Here is a 26563-nt window from a genome sequence, read left to right on the forward strand (position 1 = left end):
TCTATTGCGTTGGGGACAGGTTTTCTTCCCTGTCTCCTGCAACCGCGCACCGCGTCCTGTATCTTCTGTTTGCGAAATGCGGGGACGCGCGCGCTCAATTGGGTGCAACAATCGCGTCAAAACTTATTATAGCACGTTCCAGACACAATTGCCAGACCAAATTTTGACTTTTTGTTCTTTTTGCCCACACTTCCCGCCTTTAATTGATGCGGTAGGGGCAGAAACGCAGGCCATCGGCACTGACAAGCTTATACCGGATGCCGTCCACATCGCCCTGCACCGCGTACCGGATGGCGTTTCCGTGCAGGTGGCCGTAGTAACAGCGGGTGATGCCGTAGGCCTTCAAGGTGGCCACGATCTCAGGAGCACTGGTGCCGGTGTAGACCGGCGGGTAATGCAGGAACACCAGCTTCTCCAACCCCGGTTCCGCAGCATCCAGGCTCATTTTTAAGCGCCCGATCTCGCGGTTCATCACTTTTTCATCGTGGGGTTCTCCCACATCGAACAGCCAGCCCCGGGTGCCGCACAGCGCATACCCCTCCACAGAGTAGGAGTTGTTGTGCAGGATGTGCAGGGTGTCAAAGCCCTCAGCCTTGAGGTAGGCGTTCATCTTGTTGGCCGTGGTCCACCAGTAATCGTGGTTTCCCTTCATGATCAGCTTCTGGCCGGGAAGCTCCTGTAAAAACGCAAAATCCCTGCGCGTATCGTTCAGGCGCATGGCCCAGCTGATATCACCCGCCAGCACGATGGTGTCCTCGGGTTTGATCAGCTTGCGCCAGTTGCGCTCCAGCCGCTCCACATAGCCGCTCCACCCCGGAAAAACATCCATGGGTTTGGAAGCGCCCAGTGAAAGATGGGTATCGCCAAGCACATAAAGTGCCATTCATTTTTCTCCTGTTCTAAGTCCGGCAGGACAAGGTTTATTCCTGATAGCTCAGCGCCACCTGCGCGATCTGCTCCGGGTCGATGACGGTATTGAACCGCTCGGCCTTCTGCCGCAGGGCAGCAAGGCTTGCGGGTGCAGTGCGGCCGGTGGCTGCTTCCAGCTCCTGCATGGCCTCAAAGTCGTTCTGCGGGGCAGTGTGGCCCAGAGCCTCCAGCACGCTGCGGGGGAACTTGTAGGGGGAGGCAGTAGACAGCACCACCATGGGCACACCCTCGCGCTTGTGACGGCCCGCCACATGGAAGGCCACAGCGGTGTGGGTATCGCAGAGATAGCCATCCTGCTCATAGCGGGCACGGATCTCCCCTGCCACCTCTTTCTCGCTGCTCCAGCCGCAGCCAAAGCTTTCCTGAATGGCGGCCAGCGTCTCGGGCCGGACGGTATAGCTGCCGGTTTCAGACAGGCTCTTCATCAGGCCCGCCACCTCGGCATCGCTGCCGGTGACGTGATAGAGCAGGCGCTCCAGGTTAGAGGACACCAGAATATCCATGCTGGGAGAAGTGGTCTTGAAGAATTCCCGCTTGGCAGTATAAGTACCGGTGGTTAGGAAATCGGTCAGGACATTGTTCTCATTGGAAGCGCAGATCAGTCTGCCCACCGGCAGGCCCATCTGCTTTGCATAGTAGCCCGCCAGAATATCGCCAAAATTGCCCGTAGGCACACAGAAGTCCACCTTGTCACCAAAGCGCACCTTCCCTGCCTTGAGCAGCTGGGCGTAGGCGGCAAAGTAGTAAACGATCTGCGGCACCAGACGGCCCCAGTTGATGGAGTTTGCACTGGACAGGCGGATGTTCCGCTTTGCCAGCTCGGCAGCAATGGCCGGGTCGCCAAAGACCTTCTTCACGCCGGTCTGGGCATCATCGAAGTTGCCACGCACAGCGTAGACCGCCACATTTTCGCCTTCCTGGGTCACCATCTGCAGGCGCTGGATCTCACTGGTGCCGCCCGTGGGGAAGAACACTGCGATCTCCACACCCGGGATATCGTGGTAGCCATCCAGCGCGGCCTTGCCGGTATCGCCGCTGGTCGCCACCAGGATCAATGTTTTCTCGGTGCGGTCAAGATTTTTCTTTGCCTCCACCAGCAGCTTCGGCATCAGCTGCAGGGCGTAATCCTTGAAGGCGCAGGTCGGGCCGTGCCACAGTTCCAGAGAGTACACCTCATCCGAAACAGGGGCCAGATAGCCCGCCTTTCCGCCAAAGGCCGCACCATAGGTGGCCTTGGCGGCCTCCTGCAGGAACTCCTGCGAATAATCGGTCAGATACTGCCCCACGATGGCAGCAGCCATCTCGGGGTAATCCAGCGCACAGATCGCCTTGACATCCACCTGCGGGAAGCTCTGCGGAACAAACAGACCGCCCTCATCCGACAGGCCCTGTGCAATGGCCTGAGAGGCACTTACCACGCGGTTATGATCTCTCGTGCTGAAAAACTGCATTGTCGTCGCTCCTTTTTGCCAGCGGGGCCCGCATTGACCCCATGTTTGTGGCAGCGGCAAAAGCCGTTTTCTGCCTTTTCCCACCAATGCACCCCGCATTACGCGGTAAATGCACCCTTTATAATATGTACCATCCAGCGCCCGCTGTCAAGAGGGGTCACTTCGGCAACGTCAAAACGAACCGGTTCATCACTCTGTCCGGTGTGCTGGAGATAATATTCCGCGGTGCGGATGAGCCTGCGCTGCTTGGCAGGGGTCACGGCCGCAGCAGGCGCGGCCAGCGGGTCGGGGCTGCGGGTCTTGACCTCACAGAGCACCAGTGTGCCGTCCGGCTCCCGCAGGATGAGGTCGATTTCCCCCATCCGGGTGCGGTAGTTGTGGGCCACCAGCTCACATCCCTGCTTCTGGTAATACCGCGCAGCCACAGCCTCGCCGGTGCGGCCGGTCTCGGCCCGATCCATCACTTGCCCTCCGGCCAATAGCCCTGCTTTTTCAGGAAGCTGCGGCGGTAGAAGGGCTGGATCCCGTACTGCTCGATCAGTTCATAATGGAGCTTGGTCGGGTAACCTTTGTGTTTTGCCAGCTGATACTGCGGGTACTGCTTGTCCAGCTCCATCATATAGCGGTCACGGCTGACCTTTGCCAGGATCGATGCTGCGCCGATGCTGGCGCTGGTGGCATCGCCCTTGACCACCGGCTGGGCGGGAATCTCCAGCGCAGCCGGGACACGGTTGCCGTCCACCAGCACGAGGTTCGGCACAATGTCCAGCCCTTCCGCAGCCTGCTTCATGCCGCTCATGGTGGCGTTCAGGATATTATCCCGGTCGATGATCTCCGGGCCTACAAAGACGATCTTATAGGCCAGCGCCTTGTCAAGGATCTCATCAAAGAGGGCTTCCCGTTTTTTCTCGGTCAGCTTCTTGGAGTCGTTGATGCCGTACACCGGCTTCTCCGGGTCGAGGATACAGGCCGCCACAACGACCGGGCCGCACAACGGGCCGCGGCCCGCTTCGTCCACACCGGCAAAAAAGCCGTACTGCGCACGGATGGCGGCATCATACTCGTACAGAGGGGCAGAGATCTCCTCGTCAGAACGCCGTTTCATTCGTCGTCCTCCTCGGCAAAGTCTGCCAGATCATCCCGCTGGGGCGGACGCTCCAGAGAGATGCGGCCCCACTTGCAGGCGCGGAACTCGTCCACCAGCATGATGGCGCAGCGTTCGGTGTTCACCTCGCCGCCGCGCACCAGCAGTCCGCGCTTGCGGCCGATGGCCTCCAGCAGTTCGTAGGGCGGCAGAGCCAGCGTCTCTGCATCCAGCTTGTAGCGCTGGGCCACGAGGTCGGGGTAATTGCGGCGCACCTCATCCAGCAGGTTCATGGCCAGCTCTTCCACATCCAGGATATCATCCTTGATGGAGCCGATGAAGGCCAGATTAGAAGCAATGGTCTTGGAATCAAACTTTTTCCAGAGCACGCCGGGCATATCCAGCAGGTCAAACTTTTCGGTGCTGACCCACTGCTTGCCCTTGGTCACGCCGGGGCGGTCGGCCGCCTTGGCACGGGCAGAACCTGCAAAGGTGTTGATGAAGGTGGATTTGCCCACGTTGGGGATGCCGCAGAGCATCACCTGAGTTTTGGCACCACCCATACCACGGTTCTGGCGGCGCTCCAGCAGCGAGGCCAGCTCCTTTTCAATGGCAGTCTGCACCGCCTTGGCACCGCCCTTCTGCTTGGCGCTGATGGCCACACAGCCTGCATCGGCGGCGTGGAAGTATCTGATCCACTCCTCTGTCACAGCAGGATCGGCCAGATCTGCTTTGTTCAGCACATAGAGCTTGGGTTTGCGGGCCGTAATGCGCTCCACCTCGGGGTTCAGGCTGGAAAGCGGGATGCGGGCATCCAGCAGCACCAGACTGGCATCCACATGCTGGATCTCCGTCTCCATCATCCGCAGGGTCTTGGTCATGTGGCCGGGGAACCATTGGATGTTATATTGATTTGCAAAGCGGGTATCGTTGTTCATTTTACCACCCCAAAATCCGAAAAGGGCAAAAAGCAGAGCAGCACTTTGCCCAGAATATCGCGTTCATCGATGCAGCCCACATAGGACGAGCGGCTGTCCAGCGAGGCGTTGCGGTTATCGCCCATCACAAACACCGTACCCTCCGGCACCGTGTACGGGAACGTTACGTCATAGCCAAGATAGGTCGGTTCAGCGATATAAGCTTCCTGCAGCACTTCCCCGTTCACCGAGACCGTGCCAGCCTGATAATCAATGTTCACCACATCGCCGCCCTTGGCAATGACACGCTTGACCAGCGGCTTACCGTAGGCCGTGTAGCTGTCCACGATGACCACATCGCCCCGCTGGGGCTCGTAGCCTGCGCCCCAGACGATCAGCTTATCGCCGTTCTGCAAGGTGGGCACCATGGATTCGCCGTCCACCTGAATGATGCGGAAGAACAGCGAGAATACCAGCACCAGCACCAGCGCAGCGGAGATCAGCGCCTCGTACCACTCAAACACATTCTGTCCACGCACAGTTTCCTGTGTTGAAGTATGCTTTTCCATTTCCCGATGCACCTCACAATCTTGTCTGGCCCGGAATAAAGAAAAAAGGGACAACAAGTTGTCCCTTTTCTCCCGGTTTTACGCGGGGATCATCAAATATCGCTCTTGACCTTAGCAGCCTTGCCGGTACGACCACGCAGATAGAACAGCTTGGCGCGGCGAACCTTGCCCTTGCGGACAACGGTGACCTTCTCAACGAAGGGGCTGTTGATGGGGAAGACACGCTCAACGCCGACACCGTAGGAAACGCGGCGAACGGTAAAGGTCTCTGCAACGCCGCCGTGCTTCTTAGCAATGACGGTGCCCTCGAAAGCCTGGATACGCTCACGCTCGCCTTCCTTGATGCGAACATCAACGCGGACGGTATCGCCAACGTTGAACTGGGGCTTCTCAGCCTTGATGCTGCCTTCAGAAATAATCTTCAGTGCGTCCATTTTTGAATCCTCCATTTGTTTTTAGACGTTCATGCACGGCACCTTGCCGTCAGAGGACCGCCCGTTTAATGATATTGTCATTAACCCCGCTGTGGTATCAGCGGACACTAACGCCCTAATAGGATAGCACAAAACGCCCGCGAAATCAAGCGATTTGCCCAAAATAATCCCAAAATTTTTCTGTTCTGCCCAAAAGGCATTCTTTGCCCGGGAAATCAGGCAAAGAGCTGCCGATCCGCCGTCAGGAAGCGTTTGCGCAGGATGCCTGCGCTGGCGGCAGGCAGACCGAACTTTTCTTCCAGAAAGCCGGTGAGCAGCGAGGGATTCAGGTTCAGCTCCTGTGCGGCAGGCAGGCAGAGCTCCATGCAGACACGATCCCCTGCGGTGGTATATTCCACCTGCGGGATGTGATCTTTGAGCTCCACGATCTTTTTGCCCTTTTTGCTGTGCTTTTCCACCGGGGCGCTTTCCAGCGCGTTATACTGTTCCAGCACAGCCGCTGCCGCTGCCGGGTAGGTGATCTGGTAGCAGGCAAAGGCGATGAGGTCAGCCTTCATCTGCACCGGGCCCACATGGGTAATGCGGATGCCGGTGGGCATGATGGCGTTCAGTTCGGTCTGCCACTGGGCAAAGTCCGGGTTCTCAGCCTCGGTCTTGACATCCACGCACTCACATTCGCTCTCCTGCCCCAGCGAAAGCGGGCAGGCAAAGGTCATGTAGATGTGGGGGTTGAAGCCCAGCGTGTGCCACACAGGCAGGCCGCTGCGCTTGAGCACCCGCTGCATCACCCGCTGCAGATCCAGCAGGGAGATGTAGGAGGCCTCATTCTTTTTCTCAAACGAGATTCTGACTGTAATCAAAGCAGGGACCTCCTAACAGATGATTGGCACCGCAGCCATGGCAGGCGCGGTTGCAGGGCTGGGTGGTCTGGGCGGCAAGGGCCTTGTTGTACTCCCGCACCAGATATTCGTGGGTCACACCGTAGTCCATGTGGCTCCACGGGGTCACCTCGTCCAGCCCAATGGGACGCTGGCAGTAGAACTTGGGATCAATGCCCAGATCCTCAAACACCTGCATCCAGGTATCATACTTGAAGCACTCTTCCCAACCGTCAAAGTAACAGCCCCGTTTGTAGGCTTCCAGAATAACAGGAGCCAGACGGCGGTCGCCCTTGGCGAACACGCCCTCCAGAAAACTGGTGGTGCTGTCGTGATAGTTCACCTTGATCTTGCGGCTGTGGACGCTTTCCAGCAGGTGCTTCTGCTTGGCCTGCAGGCTTTCCTCCGTGTCCATGGGCACGAACTGGAAAGGCGTATGGGGCTTGGGCACAAAGCAGGCACAGCTGATGGTCACCTGCACGCCCCTGCCCTTGGCGTGCCTGGGGTTGGAGTAATAGAGATCTACCACCTTCTGGGCGGTCTCGGCAATGCCCTCGATGTCCTCCATCGTCTCAGTGGGCAGGCCCATCATAAAATAGAGCTTGACCGAGGAATAGCCGTTGGCAAAGGCCAGTGAACAGGTCTTTTCGATCTCGTCCCAGGTAACATTCTTGTTGATGACATCCCGCAGGCGCTGAGTACCGGCCTCGGCCGCGAAGGTCAGGCCGCTCTTGCGCACCTTGGTGGTCTTTTCGATCAGGCTCTGGGAGAAGTTGTCCATCCGCAGGGAGGGCAGCGAGAGGCTGACGTGCTCCTTGGGGGCCCACTCATTCAGATCATCCAGCAGTTCTTCCAACTGGCCGTGGTCGGAGGTGGACAGGCTGGACAGGCTCAGCTCCTCATAGCCGGTGTTGGCACACAGATCCTGTGCTGCCTTATTCAGCAGGCTGGCATCCCGCTGGCGCATGGGGCGGTACAGGAAGCCCGCCTGGCAGAACCGGCAGCCGCGCACACAGCCGCGCAGCACCTCAATGCTGGCACGGTCCTGGATGGCCCCCACCATGGGCACAACAAAGTTCGTTGGCGGGGCAAACTCGTTCAGATCCTTGATGATGGCCTTGGTGATGACCGCCGGGATGCCCGGCTCGTTGGGGGTAATGGCCTTGACCCGGCCGTCCTCAAAGTAGGTCACATCGTAGAAGGCAGGGATGTAGACCCCGGGGATCTTTGCAATGCGGCGCAGCAGCTCCTTTTTGGAGACGCTGCCCTCTTTCTTGGCACGCTCGATCTCGGCGCAGATGGAAGGCAGCTGGTTCTCACCCTCACCCAGCTGGATGACATCAAAGAAATCTGCAATGGGCTCCGAGTTGCAGGCGCAGGGGCCGCCCGCCACGATCAGGGGCCAGTGCTCGTCGCGGTCCTTTGCGTAGAACGGAATGTGCGCCAGATCGAGCATTGCCAGAATGTTGGTATAGGAAAGCTCGTACTGCAGGGTAAAGCCCACCGCATCAAAATCGGTCAGGGGGTCCTTGCTTTCCATGGTGTACAGGGGCAGGTCCAGCCGCTCCATCTCAGCCTTCATATCCAGCCAGGGCATGAAGGCCCGCTCACACCACCAGTTCTCGTGGCTGTTGAGCAGCTCGTACAGGATCTTCTCACCGAGGAAGGACATGCCCACCTCGTAGGTATCCGGGAAGCAGAATGCAAACCGGACATCCACCTTTTCTTTGTCTTTATACACGCTGCCCGGTTCGCCGCCGGTGTAACGGCCCGGCTTCTGCACCCGGCCCAGCGCTTCTTTCAGCTTGGGATCAAACATCAAGTTCCTCCATTGACAGAACAGTTTTACTTCATTCGTTTTATTGTACCCGATTCTGCCGGGAAATGCAATCATTGTTTTGAAGCAGCGACCAGCCGCACGCCGCCAGCTGTGCCCCATCCAGCGGCGGGATGGGCAGGAGGTTGAAGGCCCCGGTCAGGAGGTTGGCCGCCAGAAAGGCACTGGACCGGATGGTGGCCCGCTGTTCCAGCCGAAGCATCCAGAGCCCGGCCAGCACAAAATTCACCGCAGGGCCTGCCGCGGCAAGGAGAGCGGTCTGCCACAGGGTCATTTCCCTGCCCCGGGTGCGCATACAAAAGCCGGTAAGGGTGACTTCAATGACCGGAAACTGCCCAAACAGGGCAAGATATACCCCGATGTGCCCCCACTCATGCAGGAATGCCGCCAGCAGCCCCAGCCGCAGAAACCCGCTTGCATCGAAATAGAGCAGAACGTACAGCATCCCGCAGAGCAGCAACGGGTCCCGGAACACAAGCGGCCCGTACCGGAGCCGATGCCGCATCATGGCAGGCTCAGCGCGGCAGAAGGATCATACCGGATGCCGCCTGTCAGAAATTCAAAGTGCAGGTGTGCCCCGGTGGCACGGCCCGTCTGTCCGGCAGTGCCCAGCCGCTGGCCTGCTGCAACCACCTCCCCGGCCCGGACATAGAGATACTGCATGTGGGCATAGAGCGTTTCCTGCCCGTCCCCATGGGTCAGCCGGACATAGTTGCCGTAAGCGGTTCCACGCCGGGCGGCGGTCACCACACCGTCCAGTGCCGCAAGGACCGGTGTGCCCTCCGCGCAGGCAAGGTCCACGCCCCGGTGGAAGGCTTTTTCCCCGGTAAAGGGATCCTTCCGCCAGCCATAAGGGTCAGAGACACGCCACGCCGCCGTTTCCAGCGGGAAGCAGAGCGTCTGCCCCGGCTTTGCCTGTTTCAGGCTGGCTCCCGCCGGGATATTTTTGCCCGCACAGACCGGGAGCACCCTGCCCGCCAGCAGAATGATCAGCAGCACCATCAGAGTCAGCACCGCCGCCCATTGATATCGATTGTGTTTCCCTGCTCGTCCATGTTTTGCCTGCATCTTTTCGCCCTCCGTTCTGGAAAGTGTATGCAGGAGGAAGATCACTGAGAACCAAAACACCCCCTGGGAGATTTCCCAGAGGGTGCTCTTTCCGTATTTACCGGCGGAGCCAGTCATGGAGCCGCTGGAAGAGGCTGGGGTAGCCGTGCCGTTCCGCGCGATCAACAACGTGCGGAGCGGGTGCGCTCTGCACAGCCGGAGCAGGTGCTGCTTTCAACGTGGCAGGCTGTTTTGCTGGTTCTGGGGGCTGCTCCGCCACCTGAACCGGCTCCGGTCTTGTTTCGGGCTCAGACGGCCGTTCCGGTGCCTTTGGCTCGGGCTGCTCCGGTTCTGCCGCAGGAGCAGCATCCCGGGCGAGCCAGTCATCCCGGAGCAGATCGTACATGTCCATCTGGCCGTTGACAAGGGGCTCACCGAGGGCCGCTTTCACCTTCTGATAGCTTCCGTCTGCCCGCATCTCCCTGGCATTGACGTTATCCCGCAGCTGCAGCTGCAGGATATCGCTCAGCTTCTGGATGAGGACAGGGTCCTCCACCCGGACACCCACCTCCACGCGGCACTCGGTGTTGCGGGTGAGGAAATCGCCGGAGGCGATATAGATGCGGGTGGTCACGCCATCGTAGAAGCTGTAGATGCGGCCATGCTCAAGGTAGCGGCCCACCAGACTGCGGATATGCAGGTTCTCGGTCTTACCCGGCATCTCGGCGCGGACACAGCAGATACCGCGCACGATCATATCGATGCGAACCCCTGCACAGCTGGCTTCTTCGAGCTTCAGGATGATATCCCGATCCGAGATGGAGTTGTTTTTCAGGATCATGGATGCGGGGCGGCCCAGCTTGGCGGCATTGATGACCCGGTCCATCTCGTCCAGCAGCACGCTCTTGAAGCGCAGAGGAGCCACCAGCATCTTCTCGGTGGTCTCCGTCAGCTTCTGCACGGCAAGGTTCTGGAACACATTGGAGGCTTCCTCACCGATGCCCAGATCTGCCGTGATGAACGAATAATCGGTATAGAGCTCGCTGGTCTTTTCGTTGTAGTTGCCGGTGCCGATCTGGGTGATGTAGCTGTAGCCCTGCGGGCCCTTCTTGGTGATGAGGGTCAGCTTGGAGTGCACCTTGTAATCATCAAAGCCATAGAGAATGGTACAGCCAGCCTCTTCCAGCTGCTTGGACCAGTCGATGTTATTCTGCTCGTCAAAGCGGGCACGCAGCTCCACCAGAGCCACCACTTCCTTGCCATTTTCGGCGGCTTCGATCAGGGCCTGCACGATCTGGGATTCCCGCGCCATCCGGTAAAGGGTCATCTTGATGGAGATGACCTCCGGATCCCGCGCGGCCTTTTTCAGCATCGCGATGAAGGGACGGATAGACTGATACGGATAACTGAGCAGGACATCGTGCTTTTCCACCTCGACAGCAAGGTCATAATCCTGGGGCGGCAGCATGGGCCGGGCCGAGGGATAGAACAGCTCCGGGTTGCCCTCGGCCTCCATTTTACCGGTGAGCTTGTAGAAGAAGCTCAGATCCAGTGGGCTCTTCTGGGCAAACACCCGCTTATGGCTCAGCTCTAATTTGTCGCAGAGGAGACGAAGGATTTCCTGCGGGGCCGTGGGAGTTACCTGCAGGCGGACAGCGGCCAGCTTGCGGCGGCGCTTGAGCAGGTCGGCCATGATCTCGCGGTAATCGATATCATGGTCCATCATGCCCTCTTTTACATCAATGTCGGCGTTGCGGGTGACGCGGAACAGGCACTTTTCCTGGACGGCATCCTTGCCAAAGATGAGGGACGCATAGTGGAGCACCAGTTCCTCTGTCAGGGCAAACTCGGTCTTGCCCTCCCGGCGCACCAGGATCAGCCGCTCCATCTGGCTGGAGATGGGGATCATGCCAAGGCTCTGGCCCTCTTTCTCCTTGAGCAGAGCGCCGAGGTAGATCTCCTTATTGCGCAGGAATGGGAACGGGTGGCGGTTGTCCACGATCTGCGGGCTGAGGATGGGGAACAGCTCGTTCTGGAAGTATTTTTTCCAGAAGCGCTCCTGCTCCTTATCCATCGCATCAAAGTTTACCTTTTTATAGCCGCAGGCATCCAGATTTTCCAGCGCTTTCTCGTAGTATTTATCGCAGTCCTCCTGCAGATGGGCAACTTTGGGCATGATGGCATTCAGCTGTTCCTCGGCCGTCATGTTGGTCTTGTTCTCACGCTTGTCTTTGTCCTTCTGACTGCGTGCAAGGTTGGCGCGCTCCTGCAGAGAGCCCACACGCACCATGAAAAATTCATCCAGATTGGAGCCATAAATGGCAAGGAATTTCACCTGCTCCGCCAGCGGGACATTCTTATCCTTGCCCAGCACCAGCACACGGCGGTTAAAGTCCAGCCAGCTGAGTTCACGGTTGATGAAGATCGTATCCTCTTTCATAGTAGTTTACTCCCTTTTTCCCTGACCTGCGGCTTTCGCCGCAGCGCTTCAGCTCACATAAGCAAGTCCATCCCACTCAGCCACCACCGCTTCTGTCAGGCCGGGCACGGCGGCGGCCTCTTCCACCGCAGCAAAGCGCCCGTACTGCTCCCTGTATTCGATGATGGCCCGGGCGCGCTGTTCCCCCACCCCCGGCAGGGTGCAGAGAGAGTCCTGCCCGGCGGTGTTCAGATCGACCCGCGCCAGCTGGATGAGCGGTGTTTCACTCCCGGCTGCACGGCCCGGCCCTGTCTGCCGCGGAACGGCAAACCCAAACGCCAGCGCGACGCACACCGCGCAGACAAGGGCCGCTGTCCACAGAAATCTCTGTTCTGTTTTTGTGAGACTGGCTTTCTTCATCCCATTGTACCCGACTTTCTCTGAAAAAGAAAGCCCTCTGCGGAGAATTTGCAGAGAGCTTTACAATGATTTTACGCAGAAGTTTCCGCACGGCGCACCATGCCGTACAAAAGCTCTGCCGCTGCACCGGCATCGTGGTCGGTCAGGGTCATCCGGTTGGCGGCAAGGCGCAGTTCAGGCGCGGCATCCGCAGGCACAACGCTCTCCCCCGCCAGATGGACAAGGTCGAGCATCTGGGTGCAGCCGGCCAGCACCGTCAGCTGCTCGGCGGCATAGCCGGAGGGAGGGCAGACGGCGTTGAGCATGGCACTGCCTGAGACAAGGCCCGGGGTAAGCACCAGCGTATCCGGTGCAAGGCGCTCCGCATGCAGGATGGCTGCCGCGTCCCCCAGCGCCTTTTGCAGCGTGGGCAGAATGGGCATCTGCTTTTTGTCCTGATAGAACAGGATGCGCAGAACGTCCTCGCCCTTGACATCGGCGGCGTTGCTCAGCACAAAGGGAGTCCACTCCTGCTTGAGGTGGAACACCAGCCCTTCGCTCATCCGCACAGCGCGGGTGGAGCCATCGCGCATCTGCAGGGCGATGCCCACGCCGGACAGGGAGGGCAGCATCTTCAGGACAGACTCCTCCATCCCCTCAAAGCTGCACAGCGCGGTGCCGGAGCCCTCCGAAAAGTTGTAGGCCAGTGTGCCGCCGCAGACCAGCGCGGGCGCACTGAGCCGCACCCCGCCCAACAGAGAGCGGACCGCCCGGGGCGAGCGCTGAGAGAAAACGGTCAGCCTGCCGCCCCTGCTGGCAAAAAGCTGCAGCACGTCCCGCTGGAGCTGAGGCAGATTGCCTGTAGCATCCAGCAGCAGGCTGTCCAGATCACAGAGGACTAGGGTCTGGTCAATGGTCGTCTCTTTCATAGGGTATTTCCTCCTGTGCGCTGACGGAGCGTTGTCAAGAAGCGGGTGAAGTAATCCGGCAGCTCAGAATCGAACCGCAGGTGTTCCCCCGTGATGGGGTGAATAAACCCCAGCGTTTTTGCATGCAGGCACTGACCATGCAGGCTGGTGATGCAGTTGTGGGGGCCGTACACCGGGTCGCCCGCCACCGGGTGGCGGATGGAAGCCATGTGAACGCGGATCTGGTGGGTACGGCCCGTTTTCAGGCGGCACTCCAGCATCGTGAACTCGCCCAGCCGTTCCAACACCTTGTAGCCGGTATAGGCGTACTTTGTGTGGGGCTCACTGGCCGGATAGACCGCCATCTTCTTGCGGTCGGTCTTGCTGCGGCCCAGGTTGCTCTCCACAAAACCCTCATCCTGGGCAAAGCCGCCATAGACGATGGTATTGTAGGCCCGCTCCACGCTGTGCACTGCCATCTGCTGGGAAAGGCCGATGTGGGTTGCATCATCCTTTGCCACCACCAGCAGACCGCTGGTGTCCTTATCGATGCGGTGGACGATGCCGGGCCGGATCTCGCCGCCAATGCCGGAAAGGCTGCCCTTGCAGTGCCAGAGCAGAGCGTTGACCAGGGTGCCGTCCGGGTTGCCGGGAGCCGGGTGGACGACCATCCCCTTGGGCTTGTTGACCACCAGAAGGTGCGCATCCTCATAGATGATGTCCAGCGGGATCTCCTGTGGCACAGCTTCGATGGGCTTTGCGTCGGGGATCTCCAGCAGGATGATATCCCCTGCCTTGAGCTTCAGGCTCTTGGCCGGGGCCCTGCCGTTGCAGAGCACATGGCCCTCAGCCACAAGGCCCTGCAGGGCGCTGCGGGAAAGGCCGGTGTCCTCGCCGCTCAGAAAGCGGTCGATGCGCTGGCCTGCGCCCTCGGCTTCTACGATGTATTCACGCTGCTCCATGGCTTACTGCTCCTTCGGGCCCTTTTTCGTATCCTCGTGCAGCTCCTCCAGGAAAATGACCAGCACCCAAAGCGCCACACCAACGCAGACACAGATATCTGCAAAATTGAACACAGCGAACCGCATGAACAGCAGGTTGATGTAATCCACCACCTCGCCGTTCAGCACACGATCGATCAGGTTGCCGATGCCGCCGCCCAGCACCAGAATGAGTGCGGCCTGCTGCAGACGGTTGTTCCGGCTGCGGAAGAACAGCCAATAAGCAACCAGCAGCAGCGCTGCGCTGGTTGCAACGATCAAAAACAGCTGCTTGCCGCTGAGCAGGCTGAATGCCATGCCCTGGTTGAGCACGAACCGCAGCTCCACCACATGGGGGATCAGCGGCATTGCGCCCACCGGCTGCAAAGCGCTGACAGCCCAGAACTTGATGGCCTGATCGAGGCCGACCAGCGCCGCAACGCACAGCAGATTGAAGATCACAAATGCCATAAAAATACTCCCAACGGCGGCACGCTGCCGCCTGTGTTCTGATACCAAAAAGCGGCGCTCCCTGCTCGAAAGGAGCGCCGCAGCGTTTAATTCAGGAAGGCTTATGCTTCCACCACGCTTGCGCAGCGTGCGCAAAGGGTGGGATGTGCGGCGTGGGTGCCGATGTCTGCGGAATACTTCCAGCAGCGCTCGCACTTTTCGCCGGTAGCATGTGCAGCAGCAACGCCCAGCCCCTCAACAGCGGAGGCAGAACCACCCTCGCCCTTGACCAGCTCCACATGGGAGACGATCATCAGGTCAGCCAGCTCATCCATGGGAATGCTGTTCAGCAGGTCATAGACGGCATCATTGCAGTACAGGGTAACGGAAGCTTCCAGAGAAGCACCGATGGTCTTTTCTGCACGGGCCTGCTCCAGCACCTTCTTGACCTCGTCACGGACAGCAATGAGCTGTGCCCACTTGGCCTTGAAGGCATCGTCTGCAGCGTACTGGCCTGCCTTGGGCATTGCCTCGAACACAACGTACTTGTTCATACCTTCGGTCTTGGGCAGGAAGTCCCAGATCTCCTGGCTGGTGAAGCAGAGGATGGGGGCAATGATCTTGTCCAGAGCGACCAGGATCTTGTACATGGTGGTCTGGGCAGCCTTGCGGCCCACACCGTTGGTGCAGTACAGGCGGTCTTTCGTCACATCCAGGTAGAAGTTGGACATGGCAACAACGCAGAAGTTGTAGACGGCGTGATAGACCTTGTTGAAGTCATACACATCATAGCCTGCCTTGGCATTCACGATCAGGTCATCCAGAGCAGCCAGTGCCCAGCGGTCGATCTCCTGCAGCTGGTCATCTGCCACACAATCGGTGTTGGGGTCAAAGCCATCCAGATTGCCCAGAATGAAGCGGGCGGTGTTGCGGATCTTGCGGTAAGCCTCGCTCAGCTGCTTGAAGATATTCTTACCGGCGCGCACATCCACAGTGTAGTCGGAAGAAGCGACCCACAGGCGGATGATATCCGCACCGTAGTCCTTGATGATCTCGCTGGGCTCCACGCCGTTGCCGGCGCTCTTGTGCATCTGCTTGCCCTGCTCGTCCACGACCCAGCCGTGGCACAGAACGGACTTATAAGGTGCGCAGCCCTTGGCAGCCACGCTGGTCAGCAGGCTGGACTGGAACCAGCCGCGGAACTGGTCGCCGCCCTCCATATACATGTCGGCCGGGAAGCGCAGCTCCGGGCGCTCCTCCAGAACAGCAGCGTGGGTGGAACCGGAATCGAACCAGACATCCATGATGTCGGTATCCTTGGTCCACTCGGAAGCGCCGCACTTCTCGCAGACTTCGCCTGCGGGGATGATCTGCTCTGCCTCGTACTTGTACCAGGCATCGGAGCCTTCCTTGCGGAACAGCTCGCTGACAGCCTTGATGGTGGCATCGGTGATGTGGTAAGCGCCGCACTTCTTGCAGTAGAAAGCCGGGATGGGCACGCCCCAGGTACGCTGACGGCTGATGCACCAGTCGTTGCGGTCACGGACCATGCCCTTCATGCGGTCGTGGCCCCAGTCAGGCATCCACTTCACGGTATCGATGGCCTTGTAGACATCGTCACGGAACTTGGCAACAGAGCAGAACCACTGCTCGGTGGCACGGAAGATGATGGGGTTGTGGCAGCGCCAGCAGTGGGGGTACTGATGCTTGATGTGCACCTGACCCATGATGGCACCAGCTTCGGTCAGGTCGGCCAGAATGGTCTTGTTGGCAGCCCAGACACGCTGACCTGCGTACTTACCGGCCAGCTCCGTCAGGCAGCCGCCGTCGTCCACAGGAACAGTGATGGGCACGTTGTACTTCTGAGAAACATTGAAGTCATCCACGCCGTGGCCGCCTGCGGTGTGGACGCAGCCGGAACCGCTTTCCAGCGTGACATGGTCACCCAGGATGACAGTGCCCTCCTTGGGCAGGTAGACGTGATGATAGCGCATCAGCTCGAACTCAGCGCCGGAAACAGGTTCGCCCACGATCTCGTAGTTCTCAATATGGCAGGCATCCATCACGCTCTTGACCAGCTCGGTGGCCATGATATGGTACTCCTCGCCGATCTTGACAAAGGAATACTCAAAGGCACCGTTCAGGCAGATGGCCTCGTTGGCGGGCAGGGTCCAGGTGGTGGTGGTCCAGATCACGAAGTAGGTCTTATCCATCGGGATGCCGTGCTTTGCCAGCACGCCGTTGGGGTCCTGAGAAACATGGAAGCGGACGAAGATGGAATCGCAGTCGTCCTCGCCGTACTCGATCTCGGCCTCAGCCAGAGCGGTGCGGCAGTCAGGGCACCAGTACACAGGCTTCAGGCCCTTGTAGATGTAGCCCTTCTTGGCCATCTCGCCAAAGATCTCGATCTGGCGGGCCTCGAACTCAGGCTTCAGGGTCAGGTAGGGGTGCTCAAAGTCACCGATAACGCCCAGACGCTTGAACTGGTCGCTCATAATGTCGATATGCTCGGTGGCGAACTTTTCGCAGATCTGGCGCAGCTCCAGCTTGGAGATGTCCTTCTTCTTCTCGCCCAGAGAGGACAGAGCCTTCAGCTCAATGGGCAGGCCGTGGGTATCAAAGCCGGGCACATAGGGAGCCTGGAAGCCCTCCATGTTCTTGTCGCGGATAATGATATCCTTGATGATCTTGTTCAGGGCGGTGCCCATGTGGATGTTGCCGTTTGCATACGGAGGGCCGTCGTGCAGGACAAACTTGGGCTTGCCGTCGTTGTGCTTGATCAGGTTGTTGTACAGGTCGTTCTTCTCCCAATCCTCCAGCATGGCGGGCTCCTTCTTGGGCAGACCGGCACGCATCTCAAACAGAGTCTTGGGCAGATTCAGGGTACTATCGTACTGGGACTTATTCTTAGCCAATGGTTACACACTCCTCTAATTTACTAAAACGCTTTTGGGATCACTCGCTGAACTTCACGCCCTTAAAAGCGGCGTAGTCCGGCGCTGCAGCCTCATCCTCGGCGGCAGGGGCCGGGGGCGGGTCGAGCTTGAGCTGGCTCTCGTCCTGTGCCCAGAACTCCTCGCTGGTCTTTTCATCCGCAGGGTTCTCGTCCTCAGCATCCACATCCGCTGCAGCGGGCTGTGCCTCGGCAATCTCCTCGGTCACAGCGGCGGCAGTGGTATCGGCGGCTGCAGCCTCATCCTCGGCAGGAGCATCCTCAGCGGGCTCCTCCTTCTGGAACTCAGGCAGGCGGCTCAGAGACTCAACATGGCTGCGGTACAGGTTCAGCACATCGGACTTGAAGCGGGTCACTTCCAGCCGGACGCGGTCATACTCGCGCTCCTGGGCAAGCTTTTTCTCGTTTGCCTCGTTGATGATCTCATCCGCGCGGTCACTGGCTTTTTGCAGCAGCTCGTTGGCATCACGGATAATATCATCACCGCGCAGATTTGCGCGATGCAGGATCTCTTCCGACTTCTGGTTTGCTTCCCGGATGACATTCTCACCCATCCGCTGGGCATTGATCAGCGCGCTCTTGAGCATATCGCCGTCAGCCTCGTAGCTCTCCATTTCCTTGTGCAGACGCTGATTCTCGGCAGTCAGCTCAGCGATCTGGCGGCGCAGCTCCTCAGCCTGATCTTCATCCTGCTTCAGCTGCTCCTCTACTTTATCCAGGAAACGGTCCACCTCTTCGGTCCGGTAGCCGCGGATGTTCTTTTCAAACTGTGCAGCACGCACATCCTGCGGGGTCAGCATAGTGGTTTCCTCCCTTTTTATTCAATATTGAAAAAACTCGATGATCGATCGGTCTTTTTTGCTTTTTCCGGGCAGGGCCGTCAGGCCAAAGCGCCCCTTGCCGCGTACCGTGAACACATCACCCTCATACACCGGGGCGTGGGCGCTCTCTGCAGGCAGGTGGTTGATCTCCACCCGGCCCGCCGCGATCCACTCACACGCCTGCCCACGGCTGCAATGGAGCATGGCCGCAAGCACAGCGTCCAGCCGCAAAGAGGACACGGTGGCTGTCTGCGTTTTGCGCTCTGCCTGCGGGAATTCGGGTACCTCATCCAGCGAAAGCAGCGTGGTGGTGACCTCTGTCCGGCCCACCTGCAGCAGTTCCCGGCAGATGAGCTCCCCCGCCGTTTCCAGCGCAAAGACATAGGCAGTGCCCGGCGTATCGGCCGGGAGCACGATGTCTCCCAGCGCTTCCCGACGCAGCTCCAGCCCCATCAGGCTGCCCAGATAATCCTTGTGGCCCGGCAGTGCCGCCCCGGAAAGGGTGCGGCAGGTCAGCTTCACGCAGCACAGCGGGCTTGCAGGGTAACAGCCCTCCGGCTCCAGGCAGAGCAGCTTCCGCTCTGCTCCGGGCCAGCCGCCCTCAAAGTGATGGTCGCTCTCCGGCACATCGGCACGGTTCAGCGCCGCGCGGGCCAGATCCCGTTCCCTGTCGCTCAAAAAGCCGGAGTAGCGGGCAATGCCGCGTCCCTCGGCCGCGCGGGCCAGATCCTCCACATGCCGCATCAAAAAGCGCTCTTCATCGGTGCGGGCGGGCACAAAGCCCCGCACTGCCCTGGGAGCAGGATCAATAGAACGCGCCATTGTTCTCCAGCTCGTCCAGCAGATCGCCCATAATGTCCACGTTGTACGGGGTAATAATGAAGGTGCTGTTGGCAACGCGCTTGATCTGGCCGTTGTTGGCGTAAGCCACACCGGACAGGAAATCCACCAGACGGCGGGAAACTTCCTTATTGGTAGACTCCAGATTCAGCACGACCGTGCGCTTGTTGTTCAGGTGGTCTGCAATGGTGCTGGCATCCTCAAAGCGCTCGGGCTTTACCAGAACGACCTTGAGCTGGGTGGTGGCGTGGATGTTGACCACCTTGTTCTTCTTCTGGGCACCCTCCACCGGCTCTTCCTCTGCATCGTCCATGCCAACGCCGAGACCGCTGTTGTTGTTCACCATCTGGGGGCCGTCGTCGATGTACTGATCGTCGTAATCGTCCTCACCGCCAAAAAGGCCCTTTTTGAGACTATCCACGAAAGACATAGTATCTGCTCCTTTCATTCGGGCAGCCGCAGCTGCCTGGCGCCTTTTGCAAAAGAGATGCAAATAGCTTTTACTATTATCGGATTTTTTGCCGCAGATGTCAATAACTACAAAAGTTTTCCATCATACAAATTTTGTCCCGAGACAATAATCTCGTCATAAAGCCGAACCTGACTGACAGAACCAGCCGTTCCGCTGGGCAAAACGATGAGATCATCGCCATCCGTGATCTGCGGGTGGGCATCGTCCACAGGGTCGATGCGGCAGAAGCGGGCCAGGTTGCCGTACTTCACATACACGCCTGGGATGTAGTTCTCGCCCTGACCCTCTGCCTCGGAGCCGTCCGCCTTGAGGTAGTGCACCGCAGCAGCAGGCACCCGCAGGCCGGTGTTGCGTCCCACGATGATCTGGGCATCGGCACAGTTCAGCCGGAGCACATCGCCGTTGATGATCTCGCAGGAGAGGACGAAGCGGGCAATGTCGTTTTCCGCATCAATGTTCACCTCGCTGACCTTTGCCTTGAGGGGCGTTTCCACCTGACCGGGAAAACGGATCTCAATGCTCTTGGTCAAGGGCTTGCCGTCCCTGCCCAGCAGCTTTTCCGCCTGTTTGGCCGAGCACACCCCGGCATAGTACCAGGTAAAGCCCGAAACGATCTTTCCCGCGCAGCCGTCCAGCGCGATCTCCGGGGAGGATTCAACGTAAGCTTTCAGGTTGGCTGCATCCAGGGCAAGGATATCGGCAGAACCTGCGTTCAGCCGCCCGGAACTGGAGCTGCGGATGAAATAGCCAGTCTGCGGGGCCGTGATCTGGGACGGATTGCCCAGCTGGGACTGCACCGTGGCGGCCTGCTGGGTCAGCGCGGTGATCTGGTCGGAGAAGCTGGCCACCTCGCCGGTGATGACCCAGAGCTTGTTCTGGGCCAGAATGTAATTTTCCTTCTCCGCATCGGTATCCTCGTAGTCCCCTGCATCCAGCGAATCCATCAGGTCGTACAGAGCAGCGGAACGGTTCTTGCGCAGGGATTCCAGCTGCACCGAAGTGGTGTTCTGGGAGCGCTGCAGCAGGTCGATCTGGTCATTGATCTGGGTCAGCTGCTGGCGCAGAGAAGCCTGCGTTGCATCGCCGTAGATCTCAGCCACCGCTGTGCCTGCCGAAACACGCTCGCCGTCTGCCACCAGATATCCCAGCGTGCCGCCGCCCGCAACGTAGCTTTCCTCAAACAGGAGCACGCCTTCGGCATCCACGGTGTCCTCCACCGTAGCCAGCAGGGCGGTCTCGTAAGTATTGGGCGGAAACAGCACCTGCATTGCCTGATAGCCCACATACAATGCCGCCAGCAGCAAAAACACGATGACGACAGCGGCCAGCGTTTTCAGTGCGCCGGAGATGCCCTCGCGGTTTTCTTCCTGCATATCGCTCATCCTTTCGCTAAAAATTCATTTGTGAGACGTGCAGCCTGTTCCCGGACATCCGGGGCAGAGGCATCCAGCCAGCAGATACCCTCCATGTGGCGGAACCAGGTCAGCTGGCGCTTGGCATAGTTGCGGGAAGCCTGTTTCAGCTTCTCCACACAAGGGGCAAGCGCGCTCTCCCCCGCAAAGTAGGGGAAGAATTCTTTGTATCCGATGGCCTGGGCCGCCGTCTTATAGGTATCCCGGTGTTCCCACACACGTTTTGCCTCGTTCAGCAGATCCTGCTCCATCATCAGATCCACCCGCAGGTCGATGCGGCGGTAGAGCTGGGCGCGCTCCGGGAAATCCAGCCCAAGGATCAGAGAACGGTAGGGCTTTTCGGGCGGGAGTGAGTCTGCTTTCTGCTCACTGAGCTTTTTGCCGGTGGCGCGGTAATGTTCCAGCGCCCGCAGCACCCGGACATGGTTGTTCGGGTGGATGCCCGCCGCCGCTTCGGGGTCCACCGCCTGCAGCTCCGCATACATGGCCTCCGGACCCTTTTTATTCAGTTCCGCGGCCAGCTGTTCCCGCAAACCGTCCGGCGTTTTCTCAGCGGCAAAGCGGACACCATACAAAAAACTCTGGACATAGAGCCCGGTGCCGCCCACGAGGATGGGCAGATGTCCTCTGCCGGAGATCTCATGCTCCAGCGCTCCGGCCAGCGCGGTGAAATCCGCCACGCTGAACGGTTCATCAGGCTGCAGGATATCCACCCCATGGTGCGGAATGCCGTGGGTCTCCTCGGGGGTCACCTTGGCGGTGCCCACATCAAGCCCTTTGTAGATCTGCATCGAATCGGCGCTGATGATCTCACCGCCAAACTGCTCGGCCAGTGCAACACCCAGCGCGGTCTTGCCGGAAGCCGTGGGGCCGACCACGGCCAGCACCGGGTGCTTATCGTTACACGATCCGTCCAAACTGTTTTTCCAGCTCCTTCCGGGTCAATTTAAGGACACAAGGCCTGCCATGGGGGCAGAAGGGCGGCACCTCGCCCGAGAGGATCTTTTCAGCCAATGCCATCAGCTCCTGCGGGGAGGTCTTATCCCCCGCCTTGATGGCCGCGCGGCAGGAGATGGAATGGAGCACCCACTCGGTCTTTTCGCTCAGGGCATCGCGGCTGCCCTTGGAGAGCTTATCCGCCAGCTCCACCAGCAGATCCTCTGCACTGCCCTGTTCCACATCCGCGGGCACAGAGCGCAGGAACACGCTGTTGCCGCCAAAGTCGTCAATCTCCAGTCCGGCGCTTTCCAGCAGCTCAAGATTGGAGAGGAGTGCAGTCTTTTCCTCCGCCGACAGCTCCACCACCAGCGGCTCCAGCAGCAGCTGGGCCGGAACATCCCCATAGTTTGCCGCCAGCTTCTCGAAAAGCTGGCGCTCGTGGGCGGCGTGCTTATCAATGATGCAGATCTCCTCCCCGCGCTCAGCGAGGATGTAGGTCTTGAAGATCTCACCCACATAGCGCAGAGGGGCAGGGCCTTCCTGCACGTCAAAGCCCAGCTGTTCCGGCGTATCCTCGGCAGCAGAGGTCTGCTGCCGAGCTGGGGCGGCAGGCATTTCCTCCTTGGGGGCAGGATCCCATGCCGCCATGTGGTCCTGATGTTCGGGCAGATCTGCACTGTCCGGCTCAATGTCCAATGCACCTTCTCCCAGCGCTGCGGCAAAGACGGGTGCTTCAGGCTCACTCTCCGTGGGAGCTGGTGCCGGGCTGTGCAGGGTGGCATCCTGCCGGATGGGCAGGCCCGATGCAACCGTTGTCCAGCTGTGCTCTGTCGGCTTTTCCTCGGCAGTGCCCGGCACAGGCAGGATATCCGGGTGGCTTGCAGGTGCCGGACGGGACAGCGGTACTGCGGCCGGTGCCGGAGTGAAGCTCCGGAAGCTCCGCTGGGGCTGAGGGGTATGCTCATGGAGCGTTCCCGGCTCAGCCTGGCCCGGAATGATGGCAGAAAGCCCTGTAAAGTTATCCTTCTTTACATCTTTTTCTATCGTGTTATCATTTATTCCGGATTTGTTGGATTCTTCATCTTTTTTACCCTCTTCAAAGGCGAAGCGTCGCTCTCCAGTGCCCGGTTGGGCCAGTGCCAGCTTGACAGCGTGATAAACGAGGTCAAAGATATCGTTTTCCCGGGCAAAGCGCACCTCAGTCTTGGCCGGGTGGACATTGACATCCACAAGGTCAGCGGGCATTTCCAGAAGCAAGATTCCTCCAGGGAACTTGCCCTGCATCGTGGTGCCTTTGAACGCTGTTTCCATGGCCGCCATCATGGTGCGGTTGCGGACATAGCGCCCGTTGATGTAGAAATACTGCATACTGCGGCTGGCGCGGCAGCTCCTGGGCTGGGTGATGAGGCCCCACACCCGGTAGACCCCCTCCTGATTGTCCAGCTCCATGAGGTCACGGCTGAATTCCCGGCCCAGCACCGCGTAGGCGGCACTGCGCAGCTTGCCGTCACCGGGGGTGACATACTGCAGCTTACCCTCCCGGACAAACTTGAAGCTGACCTCGGGGTGGCTCAGGGCCACATGGGCCACAATATCCGCCACAAAGGTACCCTCGCTGGAATCCTTTTTGAGGAACTTCATCCGGGCCGGGGTGTTGTAGAACAGATCCTGCACCCGGATGGTAGTGCCCACGCCGCGTGCACCGGGCTCCAGCGGATAATCCTCGCCGCCCTCGATGCGGTAGACGGAGGCGCACTCGTCGTTCTCAGTACGGGTCAGTACTTCTACCCGCGCCACGCTGGCAATGGAAGCCAGCGCTTCTCCACGGAAGCCCAGGGTGTGGATATGGTTCAGATCATCCTCCGTCCGGATCTTACTGGTGGCGTGGCGGATGAATGCCGTGGGGATATACTCTGCTTCAATGCCTGAGCCGTTGTCGCTGATCTCGATCAGCTTCACGCCGCCTGATTCAATGGTCACGGTGATCTGGCTTGCCCCGGCATCAATGGCGTTTTCCAGCAGCTCCTTCACCACGGAAGCAGGCCGCTCCACCACCTCACCGGCTGCAATGAGCTCCGCCGTGTGCTTGTCCAGAACATGGATGACTGCCATATTCGTTCCCTCCCCTGTTTTTTAGGATTTTCAGGAAATCAGCCGTTCAGGCTGCCCTTCAAGGTCTTTTTCAGCTCGTACAGGAAATTCAGCGCTTCAATGGGGGTCAGTGTTTCCACATCCAGCGCATCCAGTTTTTCCAGCACCTCGCTGGGCACTGCGGGAGAGTTATACTCCTGCAGCGCGTCAAAGTCCATCTGCTCCACCTTGTTCTTGGGGGCAGTGGCTTCCAGTGCGCGCAGCACTTCGTGGGCGCGGCGGGTCACGGTGCCGGGCAGACCGGCCAGCTTTGCCACCTCGATGCCATAGCTGTCATCGGCAGGGCCGCGGACGATGCGGCGCAGGAAAGTGATATCCTCACCCCGCTTTTTCACCGCAATGTTGTAATTTTTCACGCCGCTGATGGTGCCCTCAAGGTCTGTCAGCTCGTGGTAATGGGTGGCAAAGAGGGTTTTGCAGCCCAGTCCCTTGGCAGGGTCGCTGATGTGCTCCACCACGGCGCGGGCAATGCTCATGCCGTCAAAGGTGGACGTGCCGCGCCCGATCTCATCCAGCACCACCAGACTGCGGGAGGTAGCGTTCTTCAGGATCTCTGCCACCTCGGTCATCTCCACCATAAAAGTGGACTGACCTGCCGAAAGGTCATCCGACGCGCCGATGCGGGTAAAGATGGCATCCACTACACCCACATGGCACTCTCTGGCCGGAACAAAGGAACCGATCTGTGCCATCAGGGCAATCAGCGCATTCTGGCGCATATAGGTCGATTTGCCCGCCATGTTAGGGCCGGTGATGATGAGGCAGCGATCCTCGCCGCAGTTCAAGGTGGTATCGTTGGGTACGAACAGACTGCCCTTGAGCATCTGCTCCACCACAGGGTGGCGGCCCTCCACGATGGTCAGCTGGTCGCTCTCATCCACAGTGGGGCGGCAGTAGTTGTTTTCTGCTGCCACCTGAGCCAGAGCGGCCAGCACGTCCAGCTCTGCCACGGCGTTGGCTGTACGCTGGATGCGGTCGAGCTGGGCACCAATGCTTTCCAGCAGCTCATTGAACAGCCGGTGTTCCAGAGCGATCAGCCGCTCGTGAGCACCCAGGATCTTATTTTCCAGCTCCTTGAGCTCCTGTGTGATGTAGCGTTCGCCGGTGGTCAGGGTCTGCTTGCGGATGTAGCTCTCCGGCACCTGTGCCTTATAAGAGTTGCTGACCTCGATGAAATAGCCAAACACGTGGTTATAGCCGATCTTCAGCTTGGGGATGCCGGTCTCCTGCCGCAGGCGGGTCTCGAGCTGAGCCAGCACGCCCTTGGTGTTATCGCGGATGGAACGCAGCTCGTCCACCTCGGGGTGGTAGCCCTTGGCGATGACACCACCATCCTTCAGGGTAGAAGGTGCGTCAGGGTCCACAGCGGCATAGATCTTGTCCTTGATATCGCTCAGCGGGTCGATCCTGGAGACGATCTCGCTGAGCTCAGCACAGCCGCAGCTCTCGGCCTGCTGGCGCAGGCTGGGCAGGCGCTCACAGGTCTGCGCCATGGCATAGATCTCTTTGGGCGTGGCCGAGCCGTAGACCGTGCGGGTCATCATACGCTCCAGATCGGCGATGTAATGCAGTTCTTCGATCAGATCGCCGCGCTGTACGGTTTGGTTGACCAGGCTTTCCACAGCATCCAGACGGTGGTTGATGGCATCGCTGGAAAGCAGCGGCTGCTCGATCCAGGTGCGGAGCAGCCGCTTGCCCATGGCAGTGCTGGTCTTGTCCAGCACCCAGAGCAGGGTCCCCCGCTTCTCGCGGCCCCGCAGGGTCTCGGTGAGTTCAAGGTTGGCCCGCGTCACAGGCGAAAGCTGCATATACTGGGCTTCATTGTAGCTGATGACGGTCTTCAGGCGCTCCACACCTTTGATCTGGGTGGTGTGCAGGTATTCCAGAAGCGCGGCCATGGCAAACCGCACCAGACCTTTTTTATCAATAGAGGTCGTCTCATCCCAATTGCGGCCAAACTGATTTTCCAACGAGATGGCCACCAGACCCGGAGCGTAGCGCTCCTCTTCCACCAGCTCCACAGAGCAGGTCATGTTCTTTTTGATATAGCCGGTCAGCTCACGGCAGTCCAGCATTCCGGGATTCATCAGCACCTCGCTGGGATGGTAGCGGCAGAGCTCCGCGATCACGGCAGGCACGATCTTCTCTCGTTTCAGCTCGGTGATGTGGGCCGTACCGGTGGAAACATCGGCAAAACAGATGCCCGCCGCATTCCCTTTCAGAAAAATGCTTGCAATGTAGTTGTTTTTGTCATCCTGCAGCATACTGCTCTCAATGACAGTGCCCGGCGTGACCACCCGGATGATATCGCGCTTGACCAGTCCCTTTGCCTTGGACGGGTCCTCCATCTGCTCACAGATCGCCACCTTGTATCCCTTGGCGATCAGGCGGGCCACATAGCCCTCGTAGCTGTGGAAGGGCACGCCGCACATGGGGGCACGCTCTTCCATACCGCACTGCTTGCCCGTCAGGGTCAGGTCCAGCTCCCGGGAGGCGGTCAGCGCATCGTCAAAGAACATCTCGTAAAAGTCGCCAATGCGGTAAAACAGGATCTCGTCCTTATACTGCTTCTTGATGTCCATATACTGCTGCATCATGGGCGACAGTTCTGCCATAATCGTTCACCTTTCCTGCGGGCTATGCCGCTTTGCTTCTTTCCGTCGGTTTGCAGT

At 59.3% G+C, this 26563-nt stretch carries 24 protein-coding genes; all 24 read right to left on the reverse strand.

Going from position 1 to position 26563, the window contains the following annotated elements:
- Positions 1-199 precede the first annotated feature (199 nt).
- Positions 200-883: a metallophosphoesterase gene (locus MTP42_RS07315; protein ID WP_005934344.1), complete on the reverse strand. Its 684-nt coding sequence runs from the start codon at positions 881-883 to the stop codon at positions 200-202.
- 37 nt (positions 884-920) lie between these two features.
- Complete coding sequence (thrC, locus tag MTP42_RS07320) at positions 921-2381, reverse strand: threonine synthase (protein ID WP_099357181.1); 1461 nt, start codon at positions 2379-2381, stop codon at positions 921-923.
- Positions 2382-2479: 98 nt separating this feature from the next.
- Entirely contained in the window at positions 2480-2842 is a 363-nt protein-coding gene (locus MTP42_RS07325; protein ID WP_005934349.1) for a YraN family protein, read from the reverse strand.
- Complete coding sequence (gene rnhB / locus MTP42_RS07330; RefSeq protein WP_156061097.1) at positions 2842-3486, reverse strand: ribonuclease HII; 645 nt, start codon at positions 3484-3486, stop codon at positions 2842-2844. The genes MTP42_RS07325 and rnhB overlap by 1 nt, the downstream gene beginning before the upstream one ends.
- A complete protein-coding gene (gene ylqF, locus MTP42_RS07335) occupies positions 3483-4403 on the reverse strand; it encodes a ribosome biogenesis GTPase YlqF (RefSeq protein WP_249257035.1) in 921 nt (306 codons plus the stop codon). The genes rnhB and ylqF overlap by 4 nt, the downstream gene beginning before the upstream one ends.
- Positions 4400-4951, reverse strand: a complete 552-nt coding sequence (gene lepB / locus MTP42_RS07340; RefSeq protein ID WP_005934355.1) for a signal peptidase I — start codon at positions 4949-4951, stop codon at positions 4400-4402. Before lepB ends, ylqF begins: the two co-directional genes overlap by 4 nt.
- Before the next feature lie 92 nt (positions 4952-5043).
- Positions 5044-5385, reverse strand: a complete 342-nt coding sequence (gene rplS / locus MTP42_RS07345) for a 50S ribosomal protein L19 (RefSeq protein ID WP_035394456.1) — start codon at positions 5383-5385, stop codon at positions 5044-5046.
- A 215-nt stretch (positions 5386-5600) separates the two neighbouring features.
- Positions 5601-6245 (reverse strand): TIGR03936 family radical SAM-associated protein, encoded by a 645-nt coding sequence (locus MTP42_RS07350; RefSeq protein WP_097771166.1) that lies wholly within the window; start codon positions 6243-6245, stop codon positions 5601-5603.
- Positions 6220-8082, reverse strand: a complete 1863-nt coding sequence (locus MTP42_RS07355; RefSeq protein ID WP_097771167.1) for a TIGR03960 family B12-binding radical SAM protein — start codon at positions 8080-8082, stop codon at positions 6220-6222. Before MTP42_RS07355 ends, MTP42_RS07350 begins: the two co-directional genes overlap by 26 nt.
- A 40-nt stretch (positions 8083-8122) precedes the next feature.
- Positions 8123-8608, reverse strand: a complete 486-nt coding sequence (locus tag MTP42_RS07360; protein WP_249257036.1) for a peptidase — start codon at positions 8606-8608, stop codon at positions 8123-8125.
- Positions 8605-9168 carry a M23 family metallopeptidase gene (locus tag MTP42_RS07365; protein ID WP_242700791.1) on the reverse strand — a complete coding sequence of 188 codons (564 nt, stop codon included), beginning with the start codon at positions 9166-9168 and terminating at the stop codon, positions 8605-8607. Before MTP42_RS07365 ends, MTP42_RS07360 begins: the two co-directional genes overlap by 4 nt.
- A 97-nt stretch (positions 9169-9265) precedes the next feature.
- Positions 9266-11587, reverse strand: coding sequence for a polyphosphate kinase 1 (gene ppk1, locus MTP42_RS07370; RefSeq protein ID WP_249257037.1), 2322 nt, complete (start codon positions 11585-11587; stop codon positions 9266-9268).
- A gap of 48 nt (positions 11588-11635) precedes the next feature.
- Positions 11636-11986: a ComEA family DNA-binding protein gene (locus MTP42_RS07375; RefSeq protein ID WP_249257038.1), complete on the reverse strand. Its 351-nt coding sequence runs from the start codon at positions 11984-11986 to the stop codon at positions 11636-11638.
- A gap of 71 nt (positions 11987-12057) precedes the next feature.
- Entirely contained in the window at positions 12058-12894 is an 837-nt protein-coding gene (locus MTP42_RS07380) for an HAD hydrolase family protein (RefSeq protein WP_249257039.1), read from the reverse strand.
- On the reverse strand, positions 12891-13835 hold the full coding sequence (locus tag MTP42_RS07385; protein ID WP_249257040.1) for an RluA family pseudouridine synthase: 945 nt from the start codon (positions 13833-13835) through the stop codon (positions 12891-12893). Before MTP42_RS07385 ends, MTP42_RS07380 begins: the two co-directional genes overlap by 4 nt.
- 3 nt (positions 13836-13838) lie before the next feature.
- Complete coding sequence (lspA, locus tag MTP42_RS07390) at positions 13839-14324, reverse strand: signal peptidase II (RefSeq protein ID WP_097771174.1); 486 nt, start codon at positions 14322-14324, stop codon at positions 13839-13841.
- Positions 14325-14425: 101 nt separating this feature from the next.
- Positions 14426-17218, reverse strand: coding sequence for an isoleucine--tRNA ligase (gene ileS / locus MTP42_RS07395; protein ID WP_330221133.1), 2793 nt, complete (start codon positions 17216-17218; stop codon positions 14426-14428).
- A gap of 40 nt (positions 17219-17258) precedes the next feature.
- Positions 17259-18056: a DivIVA domain-containing protein gene (locus tag MTP42_RS07400; protein WP_249257041.1), complete on the reverse strand. Its 798-nt coding sequence runs from the start codon at positions 18054-18056 to the stop codon at positions 17259-17261.
- A 21-nt stretch (positions 18057-18077) separates the two neighbouring features.
- The gene (locus MTP42_RS07405; protein ID WP_249257042.1) at positions 18078-18899 is read right to left on the reverse strand and encodes a YlmH family RNA-binding protein; all 822 of its coding nucleotides are present in this window, start codon (positions 18897-18899) and stop codon (positions 18078-18080) included.
- Positions 18883-19347: a cell division protein SepF gene (locus tag MTP42_RS07410; protein ID WP_035394461.1), complete on the reverse strand. Its 465-nt coding sequence runs from the start codon at positions 19345-19347 to the stop codon at positions 18883-18885. Before MTP42_RS07410 ends, MTP42_RS07405 begins: the two co-directional genes overlap by 17 nt.
- Before the next feature lie 107 nt (positions 19348-19454).
- Positions 19455-20762, reverse strand: a complete 1308-nt coding sequence (locus MTP42_RS07415) for an HlyD family efflux transporter periplasmic adaptor subunit (RefSeq protein WP_249257043.1) — start codon at positions 20760-20762, stop codon at positions 19455-19457.
- Positions 20763-20767: 5 nt separating this feature from the next.
- Positions 20768-21688, reverse strand: a complete 921-nt coding sequence (miaA, locus tag MTP42_RS07420) for a tRNA (adenosine(37)-N6)-dimethylallyltransferase MiaA (RefSeq protein ID WP_249258308.1) — start codon at positions 21686-21688, stop codon at positions 20768-20770.
- 13 nt (positions 21689-21701) lie between these two features.
- Positions 21702-23852, reverse strand: a complete 2151-nt coding sequence (mutL, locus tag MTP42_RS07425; RefSeq protein WP_249257044.1) for a DNA mismatch repair endonuclease MutL — start codon at positions 23850-23852, stop codon at positions 21702-21704.
- Between the two features lie 38 nt (positions 23853-23890).
- Positions 23891-26506, reverse strand: coding sequence for a DNA mismatch repair protein MutS (gene mutS / locus MTP42_RS07430; protein WP_097771180.1), 2616 nt, complete (start codon positions 26504-26506; stop codon positions 23891-23893).
- Between the last annotated feature and the right edge of the window lie 57 nt (positions 26507-26563).

Source organism: Faecalibacterium sp. I2-3-92, assembly GCF_023347315.1.
In the GTDB taxonomy this organism is placed as follows: Bacteria; Bacillota; Clostridia; order Oscillospirales; family Ruminococcaceae; genus Faecalibacterium; species Faecalibacterium duncaniae.

Coding starts and splice junctions, on each gene's coding strand:
- MTP42_RS07365 (WP_242700791.1), bottom strand. CDS start 9,168: ATGCAGGCAAAACATGGACGAGCAGGGAAACACAATCGATATCAATGG.
- rplS (WP_035394456.1), bottom strand. CDS start 5,385: ATGGACGCACTGAAGATTATTTCTGAAGGCAGCATCAAGGCTGAGAAG.
- MTP42_RS07355 (WP_097771167.1), bottom strand. CDS start 8,082: ATGTTTGATCCCAAGCTGAAAGAAGCGCTGGGCCGGGTGCAGAAGCCG.
- mutL (WP_249257044.1), bottom strand. CDS start 23,852: ATGGCAGTCATCCATGTTCTGGACAAGCACACGGCGGAGCTCATTGCA.
- mutS (WP_097771180.1), bottom strand. CDS start 26,506: ATGGCAGAACTGTCGCCCATGATGCAGCAGTATATGGACATCAAGAAG.
- MTP42_RS07400 (WP_249257041.1), bottom strand. CDS start 18,056: ATGCTGACCCCGCAGGATGTGCGTGCTGCACAGTTTGAAAAGAACATC.
- lspA (WP_097771174.1), bottom strand. CDS start 14,324: ATGGCATTTGTGATCTTCAATCTGCTGTGCGTTGCGGCGCTGGTCGGC.
- MTP42_RS07375 (WP_249257038.1), bottom strand. CDS start 11,986: ATGAAGAAAGCCAGTCTCACAAAAACAGAACAGAGATTTCTGTGGACA.
- MTP42_RS07385 (WP_249257040.1), bottom strand. CDS start 13,835: ATGGAGCAGCGTGAATACATCGTAGAAGCCGAGGGCGCAGGCCAGCGC.
- rnhB (WP_156061097.1), bottom strand. CDS start 3,486: ATGAAACGGCGTTCTGACGAGGAGATCTCTGCCCCTCTGTACGAGTAT.
- MTP42_RS07380 (WP_249257039.1), bottom strand. CDS start 12,894: ATGAAAGAGACGACCATTGACCAGACCCTAGTCCTCTGTGATCTGGAC.
- MTP42_RS07325 (WP_005934349.1), bottom strand. CDS start 2,842: ATGGATCGGGCCGAGACCGGCCGCACCGGCGAGGCTGTGGCTGCGCGG.
- MTP42_RS07360 (WP_249257036.1), bottom strand. CDS start 8,608: ATGATGCGGCATCGGCTCCGGTACGGGCCGCTTGTGTTCCGGGACCCG.
- MTP42_RS07410 (WP_035394461.1), bottom strand. CDS start 19,347: ATGTCTTTCGTGGATAGTCTCAAAAAGGGCCTTTTTGGCGGTGAGGAC.
- ppk1 (WP_249257037.1), bottom strand. CDS start 11,587: ATGAAAGAGGATACGATCTTCATCAACCGTGAACTCAGCTGGCTGGAC.
- ylqF (WP_249257035.1), bottom strand. CDS start 4,403: ATGAACAACGATACCCGCTTTGCAAATCAATATAACATCCAATGGTTC.
- MTP42_RS07405 (WP_249257042.1), bottom strand. CDS start 18,899: ATGGCGCGTTCTATTGATCCTGCTCCCAGGGCAGTGCGGGGCTTTGTG.
- thrC (WP_099357181.1), bottom strand. CDS start 2,381: ATGCAGTTTTTCAGCACGAGAGATCATAACCGCGTGGTAAGTGCCTCT.
- MTP42_RS07415 (WP_249257043.1), bottom strand. CDS start 20,762: ATGCAGGAAGAAAACCGCGAGGGCATCTCCGGCGCACTGAAAACGCTG.
- MTP42_RS07315 (WP_005934344.1), bottom strand. CDS start 883: ATGGCACTTTATGTGCTTGGCGATACCCATCTTTCACTGGGCGCTTCC.
- lepB (WP_005934355.1), bottom strand. CDS start 4,951: ATGGAAAAGCATACTTCAACACAGGAAACTGTGCGTGGACAGAATGTG.